Raw genomic sequence first — 12,529 nt, 5'->3', positions numbered from 1 at the left:
CTTCCGTACACACGAGAATTGTGTAAAAACTTTATGCAATAAATATTTTACGGCTTGTACAGACACAGCAGAATTGGAGATTCTCCAACCTTTGCATACATAATACAGTACTATTATATTGATAAAAAAGGAGTTGCGGTTTATGAAAATTTCTCAAATGCAGCACTTTCAAGCTGTATGTAAATATAATAACATCACAAAAGCAGCTGCAGAACTCCACTTATCTCAACCTTCCATCTCCAGCTCTATTAAAGAATTAGAAACCGAATTTGGAATCAATTTGTTTCATCGCATTAACAAGCGCCTGAAATTAACACAGGAAGGATCTTTTTTTTTAGAAAGGGTCAATGAGATTTTAGAATCAATTGATACCCTTTCTCAACAGATGAAAGATCTTGGTCAAACAAAAAACCATATTAAAATTGGCGTACCACCAATGATTGGTACATTCCTGTTTCCAGCTATTTTTAATGACTTTCGCAATATTTATCCTGAAATACAAATAGAAATATTTGAGTACGGCTCTCTACAGACTCAACAGTTATTAGAGGATGATGTACTAGATATTGCATTAGTCGTCGCAGATGACAATATCGGAGATCAGTTACATGTTTTAAATATACTTAGTACGCAATTGCTGTTTTGTGTCCGTCCTGACCATCGATTAGCAAAGTGTACCTCTGTTGATATTAAGATGCTTAAAGATGAACCCTTAATTCTTTTTAAAGCTGATTCTTTTCAAAATGCTACTGTTAAAAAACGTTTTGCTGATTTAGGGTTGCAACCGAAAGTTCTATTATATTCCAGCCAGCTTTATACAATTAAAAAGTTCATTTCCAGCTGTAATGCAGGTGCATTTCTTTTTCAGGAAATTGCTTTCATGGAAAAAGATATTGTCGGTATACCATTGAGCGATCCTATAGAGATGAACATAGCTTTAATTTGGAAAAAAAATAAACATATTTATAGCGATGTTGCTAAACTAATAGCATTTACAAAGGAATACTGCTTCAAATAATCATTGTATCCGTTTATAAATCACATGCTTATCCATTTATGATGAATCTATGGTTCCATATATTTTCCATCTTCAACTGGCATAGATATTATCATAGATATTATCTATGATAATAAAAAAAATCTATATTTTACAAATTAGTACTTGCCAGCTATAATGTAGTTACAACTCAGGCCTGATATATCTGTTTATTTTGGGAGGTTAATCATGAATTACTCAATGGAATCTTTGAAGAAACATTATCAATGGAGAGGTAAGCTGGAAGTTACTTCAAAAGTATCTGTAGCCAGCAAGGAAGATTTATCCTTGGCATATACTCCAGGCGTAGCACAGCCATGCTTAGAAATTCAGAAGGATAATAACAAAAGTTATGAATTAACTGGGCGTTGGAATACAGTGGCAGTTGTAACCGATGGTACAGCTGTTCTTGGTTTAGGTGATATCGGTCCTGAGGCCGGTATGCCGGTAATGGAAGGCAAGTGTGTTCTATTTAAGGAGTTCGGAGGCGTTGACGCTGTTCCATTATGCATACGTTCCAAAGACGTAGATGATATTGTAAATACGGTTGCGCTGCTGGCAGGTAGTTTTGGAGGCATAAACCTGGAGGATATTTCAGCGCCACGCTGCTTCGAAATAGAACATAAGTTGAAAGAACGCTGTGATATTCCGATTTTTCATGATGATCAGCATGGTACAGCTGTAGTCACACTGGCAGCATTAATCAATGCTTTGAAACTGACCGGTAAAAAAATTGATGAAATTAGCGTAGTAATCAATGGTGCGGGAGCAGCAGGCGTTGCCATTATCAAACTGTTAATTGCAATGGGACTCAAGGATGTCGTAATGTGTGACCGAAAGGGTGCAATTTCTAAAGACCGCGATGACCTTAATCTTGTGAAAACTGAAATAGCCGCTATTTCCAACATACATATGAAAAAAGGAACACTAAGCGATGTACTCAGAGGAGCAGATGTTTTTATCGGTGTGTCAGCCCCAGGTACAGTTACTCCTGAAATGGTAAGATCTATGGCTCCTCGCCCAATCATATTCGCAATGGCAAATCCTACACCGGAGATCATGCCTGATGAAGCAATTGCTGCAGGAGCCGGCGTCATAGGAACAGGTCGTTCAGATTTTGCTAATCAGATAAACAATGTGCTGGCATTCCCCGGCATCTTTCGTGGTGCCCTTGATGTGCGGGCCAGTGATATAAATGATGATATGAAAATTGCAGCAGCTTATGCTATAGCAGGACTCATTTCTGATGAAGAACTGAAAGCTGACTATATCATTCCGATTGCCTTTGATTCGCGTGTTAAGGATTCAGTAGCTTCCGCTGTTGCAGCAGCCGCCCGCAAAAGTGGTGTTGCTCGTATTTAATCCTTTTTCTTTCATCTATAAACTCATATTTTATTTTGTAAAACTAAAAGACAGGAGATAACTGTTCATCTAAATTTTCCTGTCTTTTAGTTTTACGCTCACCTTATTTTGAAATCAATTTTTCAGATATGTTAATACCTTTCTCCTAATAGTACAAGATAATAAACAAAGCTGGAGATACCGAGGTAAACTTTTTTATTTTCCAGTCTCCACTCAATAATAGTCTCAATCCACAATCTGTAACTTACATTTATCTGATCTGACCAAACTTTTAGTCAATATTACCGGCCTATCCTGATTTGTATAACAAATTCTAGATAACAGCAATACAGGTGAAGTGGGGGTAGTACCAAGTATAGCAGCTTCATTTACCGTTAACATAACCGGTTCAATCAGTGTTTTAGCCTTTATTAGTTTAGTATTGAATTTGTTTTCGATGATATCATATATTCTTCCACTAAAATCTTCTTTTTCCAGCCCCGAAAAGAGAGCACTTTCATAATAAGACTTTTCCAGTATAGCGGGTTCTTTCTCATCTCTGAGGTATCTAAGTCTGCAAATTTCCGTTAGCCTACTACCCAATTTTAACTCCAAGCTATGAGCAATTGAAGATGAGCAATCTATATGATTAATCTTTAACAATCTATGGAAATTACCTACTTCCTCAGGAAAATAAGATTTAATATAATCTCCCTTAAAAGGCGGCTCTGCCACATAAGTACCGGAACCTTGTTTTCGTATCAGCAAACCTTGAACAACAAGATCCGATATTGCCTGACGTATCGTAGAGCGGCTAACCTTGAAATAATCAGAAAGTTCAGGCTCTGAGGGAATCTGATACCCCTTTGGCCATTCATCATTCTCAATTTTTTCACGTATATATTCTTCGATTTGATAGTATAAGGCAATACCTTTTTGTTTTAGATTATGCATATTATTGCAGTCTCCTTAATTAGTAATTATTTGATTCACCTTTTTATGAAGCCTATCATATAATTGCTTCAACGCATTAACTGTTAACTATATTTGATACGCTTCCTCGTTTCCAACTAACTAGTTATTTAAGTTCTCAATCATATTCTGGCATTCTTCCGGAGCAGATAAACTTGTACTTAACTTATTACTTCTAGTATACAATTCAAACGCTCCTAAGTACAAGAAAATTTTTGATTATTATTACATACTTTCCATAAAATAAACAGAGTTTTATAGCCTATTTATCAACAGCAGTACTAGTATAAAACTCAATCTCATATGATTTATATCGTTATATCATTATACATGGGGGTTAAAAACATCTTTTTTGCTTCTGCGATATTCTGCGTTTGTCCTAATACCCACATTAATTTTGTTACAGCAGCTTCTGAATTCATATCATGTGCTGATATTATTGGATACTGGGCTGTCGCTTTACCAACTTTATAGATTGTAAGATCACAACCTTCCTCAAGGCATTGTGTTGTAATTACCACAACCACTCCCGCATCTATCATATCCTTAATTTTAACTAATAAATTTCTTTTTTCACCGAAAGGCATTCCACCACACCCAAAGGTCTCAATAACTACACCCTTATATATTGTTTTTAGGTAGTCAAACAGTTGAGGTTTAGTTCCTGGAATAAGCTTTAGCAAAAAGACATCCGTGCAAAGTGAAGTTTTAAAATTTGTCTCCTCCTGACACTTTTTAAGCCCTGTGCCATTAAGCAATTTTATATTTCCATCCTGTATTGCAGCTATATAAGGATAATTTATACTATGGAAAGCGTCATAACTTTTTGATCTTATCTTAACTGCCCGGGTTCCATTAATCACCCTTCTATTAAAGACAATAAATACACCCCCTATTCCCTCACAGGCAAATCTTATTGAATCTATTAGGTTGCTTACTGCATCCGTTCCTTCTGCTTCTATTGGCTTTTGAGCTCCTGTGATCACAACCGGTTTATTAAGATACTGAAACATATATGATAATGCAGCTGAAGTGTATGCCATTGTATCTGTCCCATGAGTAATAACAAAGCCATCATATTTACTATAGTATTTCTCTACAGTCTTTCCAATTTCTATCCAATGTTCAGGTTGCATACTAGTACTGCCAATATTAAATATTTGGACTGCATCTATTTCACAAAAGTCTTTATATTCCGGAATATACTTTAAAAATGAATTGGCATCTACTAAAGGTGTTAGAACACCGTCATCCATTGCACAAGCTAAAGTTCCGCCAGTAGCAAGTAGCATAATTTTTTTCATCTAACACATCCTCCTATAACACGCTTTAAGGTCATTTGCTTTATCATCACTTTATAAAGAAATATCATAGGCTGTAAATTTACAGTCTATGACATTTCTTGCCGGTAATATATTCATAAAATTATTTTACTTGCGTCCATACCGTTACTTTAAACTCTTAACGATGCTGTCAAATAATTCTTCACCATAATCTGATCTAACCTTAGGCCATACTTCTTCTCTAACTTTTTTAGCAAATGCCGCTATCTCTTCATCAGTATAACTATATACTGTTATACCTTCTTCTTTTAGCTTCTCTTCATATTTAGCTTGCTGTTCTTTTGCTTTCTTAAAGGCACCGTCCACTAATTCACTTGCAATATCACTAATTACTTTCTGCTCATCCTCAGTAAGTTCATTCCACAAATCCATATTCATAGTTAGATACCATACTTCAAAATGGTCATTATTAGGAAGATAGTACTTGACCAGATCTTTAAAATTCGTATAATATCCTTCGGCTCCTGAACCGATGGCTCCTTCAATAATACCCGTTTGCATAGAGGTAAATACCTCTGCAAAAGGTAGTGGAGTAGCCATGTACCCTAATGCTACAGCAGTTTGTTCAAATGATTTAATAGTGGGAACTCTTATCTTTAATCCTTGCGCAACATTAGCATCCTTGTAGTCTTTAGGTTCTTTAATTAATGCAATCCCGCCAAAATACTTGGGATAAACAGCAATCAGTTTTATTCCTTGCTTCTCATATAGTTTAGCAACAGCTTTTGTCAGCTCACTCTCTAAACCATACACCTGTTCAGCCTCTTCCCAAGTATTCACCAGATATGGAGCCGTAACAATTCCAAAACTTTTATCTGCCGTTGTTGCTGGATAAGCTAATTGCATTTGGACATCACCCATTCCTACACGTTCTTGCACGACAAAAGCATCTCCGAGTTGATTTGCAGGGTATAGATCTATCTTTATACTTCCATTTGTTTTCTCATTAACCTGTTCTGCAAAATTTTCCATTGCTATATCATCTTCTGTCCCCTCAGGCCTTGTATGCGCAAGCTTCAATACTTTAGCTTTTACCTTCTTTGTCGGATTATCATTTGTTGGATTAGTCGCACCGGAATCAGATGCACCACATCCTATAAGACTAGAAATCAATGTAACCGTTATACAAAAAATCAATGCAATTCTTATCTTTTTCATTGCAATCCCTCCTCAATCTCAATAAAATATGTACATTGTACCTGTAACTTTCCTAAACTTATACGTGACGAACTTGTGTAGTAACAAAACCCTATTGAGCCTTGTATTTTTATGTCCCTTTGGTTTTAATCATTCATCCCCCCTATCTAACATTTTTAGTAGCGTAGATTTACAACTATTCACCCAAGTTGGCTTATGCTTGCCTCCCTTCTTCATAAAATAGATGTTAGTTTTGATATATTATATTTAAAGCCTTTATAATGGCTTATACGAAACCAAATAGTCTTGGAATAAATAATGATAGTTCCGGCCAAAAAGTTGTTACAAAAATTATTGGTATATATGCCCCTAAGAATACCATCGTCGGTTTAAAAATCTCATGGAACTCACACTTTCCTATACGCATTCCAAGGTATAGAATACTAGCATATGGCGGTGTTACACCTCCTGCTGCAAGGTTAACTCCCAGTATTGATGCAAAATGGATTGGACTCATCCCCAGTTTTTGTACAAGAGGAAGCAATAGTGGCGCAACCAGAATTACACCTGTTGTATCATTAACTATCATACCAACAATGAATAAGAAAACATTGATGATTAAAAGCATGATAACCTTGCTCTGAGTAATGCTGAAAAACATCTCTATGATGGCTTGAGGCACGTGCAGCAGAACATAAGTCTGACTTAGCATTAAGCAAAAAATAATCATGGTCATAATGGCACCAATTGAAGTAGCCGATTCTAAGACAGTAGTATAAAACTTATTAAAATTTAATCCTCTATAGATAAAAAATCCGATGGGAACAGTAAAAATCAAAGACACTGCAGCAGCTTCTGTTGGAGTAAAAACTCCCCCATATATCCCGCCTAGTATAATCACAGGTAATAAAAGAGCAGGTATACCTTTCCATGTACAGTCAACAAACTTTCTTCCTCTTTGTTTTAGAGTTAGCACATCATCTAATACGATATTAGGGAATTTTCTTGACCAAATAAGATTGATAACACTAAATACTACAACTGTAAGAATCCCCGGCCCTATCGTAGAGAGAAAACTTGCCAAAATCGAAGTCCCTGTAACCCACCCGTACATAATCATTACTACACTTGGAGGAATTAATAGTCCTAATATTGAAGATATAGTAACAAGCGCTGTGGCATATCCCTTTGGATATCCTTGTTTAACCATCCTTGGTATCATAATCGGACCGGTAGCCGCTATACCGGTAAATCCACTACCGGAAATTGCACCTAATAGAGCACATGTAACTATACTTACAACGCCGATTCCACCCTTAACTCTTCCTACGAATACGTCCGCAAAATCCAGGAGTCTTTTTGCTACACCACTTTGGCCTATGAGCGTTCCTGCTAAAATAAAAATAGGACTTGCAAGTAAAACCGGACTAATCATCTGGTTAAATCCCCATAGCATCATACTTTTCATAGAAACGTCACCGAATAGCACCATAAACAGAAGCGCCCCTCCAAAACAAAAAGGCAAAGGTATACTCATCATTAAAAGCGCTATTAATAAAATAACATCGATAAGTACAATAGTAAGCATTAATTATTCCTCCTCAGCATTCTTTAATTTTAATCCGCTGTAGTCTTTGATATGATCTATTAACTCAGATACAGTATAAATAGTCATTAAGACTAATCCTATGAATATAGCGCTTTCCGCAAAAAACAAAGGTATATAAAGAATATCGCTTAGTTTCCATATCTTATATGAATATGCAAAGTACCATCCAGCCCAGTATGTTAACCAACCACTAATTATTAATGAGATTATAGATTTTAGGATATTAAATATTGATGTTGAGACAGGACGTTTAATATAAAGTTTGAGCATACCACACTCTATATGGCTTCGCGCATTTGATGCATATGCGCCTCCAAGAAAATACAACCATATAGTTGGAAAAGTTATTAGTTCTTCAATACCCATTAGTGGAGCGTTAAATACGTATCTAAGAAGAACCTGAAGAAAAATCAAAGTAGGTATCAGTATAGATAGAATAGTAATTATAACTCTTATGAGGTTTTTTATGGCTACCGCAGACCATCTTAAAGAATTATTTCTCATTTTCCTCCCCCTTTTATCTTTAAATATAGTTACATTGTTGTTGTTGCATAAAAGCTTTTCTTAAAGCTCAGCTGTAATGACTCCTGACGGACGTGGCTCTATTAAAACGTATTGTTTTATTTGATAATATAAAGAGTTACCGTTATTCTTTATATCCAGTTATATGTATCTCATCCCTTCATAATTATATCAACATCGTTAATTAGATTCTTGTCGGCAAGAACTAATTTTTCAACTATATTATCGTATTTTCCCCAATCTTTTTTTAGTTTCTCTTTTTCTTTCGCAAGCATTCTACTACATTCTTCAGGAGCGGGGCCTCCGATACTATTCTTTTTATTTATCGCATTTCCGGCATTCAGAATAAATCTCACTGTTTGATCAGTTATACTTAATTTTTCTATACCGAATTCTCTTGATTTTTCAACTAACATTTCATATGTTATTTGCTCTGCTGAAATACCTAGATCTATACAATCTGAGACAAGGCTTCCTACTATTCCGTGTGCCTTTCTGAAAGTAATTTTATCCTTCCTAACAAGTTCATCAGCTAGCTCTGTTACTGTACTGAAATTTTTATTAACTTTAGTTTTCATATTTTCTTTATTAACACTTAAATGGTTTATCGTTTCATTCAATAACTCAAGAATGATTTCGAATTGCTCAACTCCATCCCAAAACTCTCTTGGTGCTTCACTACTTATATCTCGACAATGGGAATAGAGTACATTTTTCAAACAACAAAATATAGAAACAAAAGAACTTAGAAGATGTGATGTTTTTGCTTTAATATGCTCTAGCGCAATAGGATTCTTCTTTTGAGGCATAATACTACTGCATGCAGCCATTGAATTGTCTACTTCTATATATCGAAATTCATCAGATGTCCAAATATATAGATCATTTGCCAATCTACTAATGGTAGTCCCACATATTGCCATTCCAGACATAATCTCCATCAAATAATCTCTTGAAGCTACTGCATCCAATGAATTTTCTACTAATCCATCAAATCCTAAAATATCCCTGGTATAGCTTCTATCAATATCAAAACTTGTACCTGCAAAGGCTGCACCTCCTAAGGGACTTATGTTTAAACTATTGTAAGCATTCATCAATCGTTGAAAATCTCGCTGGAGTGCTTCAATAATTCCAATAAGGTAATGAGCAAAGGTTATGGGCTGAGCCGGTTGCATATGTGTATATCCTGTCATAACTGTTGAAACATTTTCCTCAGCAACCTTAATTAGACTCTCCTTTACATTTAGAAATAGTATAAAGATATTGATTATGCTTTCTCTTACATTCATTCTAATTACAGTTGAATTCAGATCATTCCTACTTCTTGCAGTATGCATTATTCCGCCGATATCAGGCCCAGTTTCATGCATAATGTACTCCTCAATATTAAAATATAGATCTTCATATTCTGGGTTAAGTTCTAGAATATCTGGCCCTTTGTCACTTAGTTTCATCAATGCGTTTAATAGAACCTTTGCATCTTGGGTACTGAGTAGATTTTTTTTGTGGAGCATTAGTACATGAGCCATATTTACTTTCATCATATTAGCAAAAGATCTTTTGCTATCATCTATGATGGCTGGCCTAAATATGTACTTTGAAATAACATCATTTGGTTTAGCGTTTAGTCTTTCTCTCATAAATCCACACCTTTCTAGAATATTGTATGATAAATTTGCTGCATACCTGACATATATCATTACACTTATACACGAGCTTTTAATATCTGAATCTTATAACAATGATGGTCGCTATTAGCTATCTTTCTATAATTATTGCGCATACCAATCCTCGTTAAGATATCTAACTTTTCATTCATTTTCAACACTTCACTAGTAAATTTCATACCGTCTTTTACAATCACACGCAGTTAATCTCTTCATGTAGTCTTACAATTCTGTTATTAGGCTTTAGCAGGTTGATCATTTTTTCTGCTTGTGGTCCTGATAACGACAATTGACTCACTATATATTTACTTTTAATAATATTATCTGGGTGTAAATTCGTGATAAAAGCAAGAATGAATATTATACCACGGTATAATTAACAGCTTAGACCTTTAATGCTTATGTATTAATATATTGTCTTTAGAAATTAATATATATGATATTAAAATTACGATTATGAAGGCATTATACCCTGAGATTCCACTCTAATTTTAAGACTTTAGAGTTTCAAAAAGTACATTATACTTTTCCATCTTTACAGTGTCACTGTTTAATTTATATATTAGATTACACATATACATCTGCACATCCAGTTGTCCGTACAAGTTAATTTAAGTTTAACATGAATAAATCTAAATGTCAATATATACGAATATCTTTTTATTATTAAATTTGGGGCAACACTAAATTTTGTGGAACAATAAAATTACAGCACCATGCGACTGATAAAAAAGATACAAAAAGTCTGATATACTGTTTATTATAACATACGAGACTAAAACAAAATTCCTAAGTAACTTTTGTATATTCATCAACAATACATTTACACTCATCATAATCTATTAAAATAATTCAACCTCAAAGCATGATAAAAGCCAACCTAAAGTTGGCTTAATATTTATACTTCCTTTCTACTCCCTCTGCCTTATATCTTGTAAAATCTTCGGTAACTTCATATCACAATATTTTCCAGTAGCTCACCATTGAACATCTTCACTACATTTCTCGCACATATCAAACTTACAGCATTGATTGCCTCTTTTGAATACATGCCGATATGTGGAAGGATAGTTACATTGTGTAACTTTAGAAGAGGACTTCCGGTTGGTGGCTCTTTCTCAGTTACATCAAGTCCTGCTCCTGCTAAATGCCCATTTGTCAAATAGGTATATAAGTCTTCTTCATTTACAATACCTCCTCTGGAAGTATTGATAATAAAGCTTCCTTTTTTCATCATATCTAATTGCTGCTGCGCTATTAGATTTCTGGTGTTCTTATTCAATGGGACGTGGATGGATAGAAAGTCAGCCTGCATTATTACTTCTTCAAAGGATACAAGCTTTACATATGAAAATCCATCGGAAAGATTATTCACAAAGGGATCATAGGCTAGTACATTCATACCAAAACCAGCCGCTCTTTTGGCCACATTTCTCGCAATAGCTCCAAAGCCTATAAGTCCAAGTGTTTTATTGCATACATCGGTACCTATGATTCTGTCCCATGACCCTTGTTTTACCCTTCCCGCTCCATAAGAGATCTGCCTTGCTATATCTAACATCAGTCCAAAAGCTATATCTGCTACAGCATTGGAGTTTGTTGCAGGTACATTGGTTACCATAATGTTATGTTGTCTAGCTGCTTCTAAATCGATATTGTCTAATCCTGCCCCGTGTTTGCATACGATTTTTAATCTTCGAGCTCTTTCTATGGCTTTTCGACAGAATTCATGGGCACCGATAATAAGAGCATCATAATTGCGTATCATATTTATAAATTTCTCTTCATCATAGGTTTGATTGTAAAAATTTACTTCAAAATTGTTTTTCTTCAAGAGATTTAATGGCTCCTCAGATACTTGTCCGAAAGACCTTGAAGTAATTAAAACTGTTTTTGACATGGTTGACCCCCTATTTTTAATAACTCGATAAACCCATTTACTGCATAGCTTTGTTTTCCAGATGCCATAAAGGTCATAACTTCATATTGATTTTGCATTTCTTTTAACAGAAGCTCATATATTCTCGTAATATTATTGCTGCCAGCGATAAGCACTCTTTCTAAGCCATTCCATTTATTTTCTATCGTTTTTTCGAATCCCAATATAACTCCTCCGGTAATGACACCTTCAAGATAAGACTTTCTTTCCAGATTATCAGAAGCATTAAATATCTTCATAGCATGGCCGATATATAACGCCCTATTTAATCCATATTCTCTTAAACTTCTATATCCTTGTATAACCATTCCTTCATCTAATCGACCAATATCACACTGAATGGAATTTGACAGTATGGTACTGGTAGAAATGGCATGGTACAACTCTCCTGAGAAAGTAGATAAAATGTCATATAAAACGCCTTGCTTCATATGGACAATATGTGTGTGCGAGCCGGGTAAAAAAACTGCTGTATTCCCATTTTTCCATTCATCAGGAAGTTTAGAAATCATGCCAAAGATTTCTATCTCTTCTCCCCTCATGTTATTCACGGTAGAAATGTTGTATTTATCTACCTTAAAATCATCACTGATGGTCTTTACTCCTCTTATGAGATATAAATCCCTTTTAAAGAATTGAGATTCATAGTGTGTATAAATCCCTGTATAAAGCTTTTCCAGTGAAACAGGAGTGGAAAGATGAGGCACTTCCTTGATTCCAAAGGGGCAAGTGACCATCCCTGAGGCATAAATATTACTTATTTGCCCATCTTCCAGTTGATTATTGTCAAGAAGTTTATCATACAACTCCTTTAAGCCTTTTATCAACCCTATATTGCTGCCGGCAATGGAGGAATCTTTTGAGCCTATATTCTTCTTCTCAATATCAATAATATCCTCACCTTTTAATAGATAGGCCCTTGTATTGGATGTGCCGGAATCAAAATAAACATGATACATC

The 12,529-nt window shown here is 35.1% G+C and carries 10 protein-coding genes; 2 read left to right on the top strand and 8 right to left on the bottom strand.

Annotation, left to right across the window (positions count from 1 at the left end):
• Nucleotides 1-142 precede the first annotated feature (142 nt).
• Both QKW49_RS20890 and QKW49_RS20885 read left to right on the top strand, forming a co-directional pair.
• Nucleotides 143-1,018 (top strand): LysR family transcriptional regulator, encoded by an 876-nt coding sequence (locus QKW49_RS20890; protein WP_282864575.1) that lies wholly within the window; start codon nucleotides 143-145, stop codon nucleotides 1,016-1,018.
• A gap of 207 nt (nucleotides 1,019-1,225) precedes the next feature.
• Entirely contained in the window at nucleotides 1,226-2,398 is a 1,173-nt protein-coding gene (locus QKW49_RS20885; protein ID WP_282864573.1) for an NADP-dependent malic enzyme, read from the top strand.
• Nucleotides 2,399-2,623: 225 nt separating this feature from the next.
• Here QKW49_RS20885 and QKW49_RS20880 read toward each other — a convergent pair whose 3' ends face one another.
• From QKW49_RS20880 to QKW49_RS20845, 8 genes are all read right to left on the bottom strand, one after another.
• Nucleotides 2,624-3,331, bottom strand: a complete 708-nt coding sequence (locus QKW49_RS20880) for a GntR family transcriptional regulator (protein WP_282864571.1) — start codon at nucleotides 3,329-3,331, stop codon at nucleotides 2,624-2,626.
• A 326-nt stretch (nucleotides 3,332-3,657) separates the two neighbouring features.
• Nucleotides 3,658-4,653, bottom strand: coding sequence for an asparaginase (locus QKW49_RS20875; RefSeq protein WP_282864570.1), 996 nt, complete (start codon nucleotides 4,651-4,653; stop codon nucleotides 3,658-3,660).
• A 144-nt stretch (nucleotides 4,654-4,797) separates the two neighbouring features.
• Nucleotides 4,798-5,850, bottom strand: coding sequence for a TRAP transporter substrate-binding protein DctP (gene dctP, locus QKW49_RS20870; RefSeq protein ID WP_282864569.1), 1,053 nt, complete (start codon nucleotides 5,848-5,850; stop codon nucleotides 4,798-4,800).
• 265 nt (nucleotides 5,851-6,115) lie between these two features.
• Nucleotides 6,116-7,417 (bottom strand): TRAP transporter large permease, encoded by a 1,302-nt coding sequence (locus tag QKW49_RS20865; RefSeq protein ID WP_282864568.1) that lies wholly within the window; start codon nucleotides 7,415-7,417, stop codon nucleotides 6,116-6,118.
• A 3-nt stretch (nucleotides 7,418-7,420) separates the two neighbouring features.
• Nucleotides 7,421-7,942: a TRAP transporter small permease gene (locus QKW49_RS20860; RefSeq protein ID WP_282864567.1), complete on the bottom strand. Its 522-nt coding sequence runs from the start codon at nucleotides 7,940-7,942 to the stop codon at nucleotides 7,421-7,423.
• A 170-nt stretch (nucleotides 7,943-8,112) separates the two neighbouring features.
• Nucleotides 8,113-9,603: an argininosuccinate lyase gene (argH, locus tag QKW49_RS20855; protein ID WP_282864566.1), complete on the bottom strand. Its 1,491-nt coding sequence runs from the start codon at nucleotides 9,601-9,603 to the stop codon at nucleotides 8,113-8,115.
• Between the two features lie 979 nt (nucleotides 9,604-10,582).
• Nucleotides 10,583-11,530 (bottom strand): phosphoglycerate dehydrogenase, encoded by a 948-nt coding sequence (locus QKW49_RS20850; protein ID WP_282864565.1) that lies wholly within the window; start codon nucleotides 11,528-11,530, stop codon nucleotides 10,583-10,585.
• Nucleotides 11,512-12,528, bottom strand: a complete 1,017-nt coding sequence (locus QKW49_RS20845; RefSeq protein WP_282864564.1) for a 2-dehydro-3-deoxygalactonokinase — start codon at nucleotides 12,526-12,528, stop codon at nucleotides 11,512-11,514. Before QKW49_RS20845 ends, QKW49_RS20850 begins: the two co-directional genes overlap by 19 nt.
• Nucleotide 12,529 lies beyond the last annotated feature (1 nt).

Source organism: Petroclostridium sp. X23 (genome assembly GCF_030013905.1).
Taxonomy (GTDB): domain Bacteria; phylum Bacillota; class Clostridia; order SK-Y3; family SK-Y3; genus X23.
This window is presented reverse-complemented; position numbering and strand designations above follow the sequence as displayed.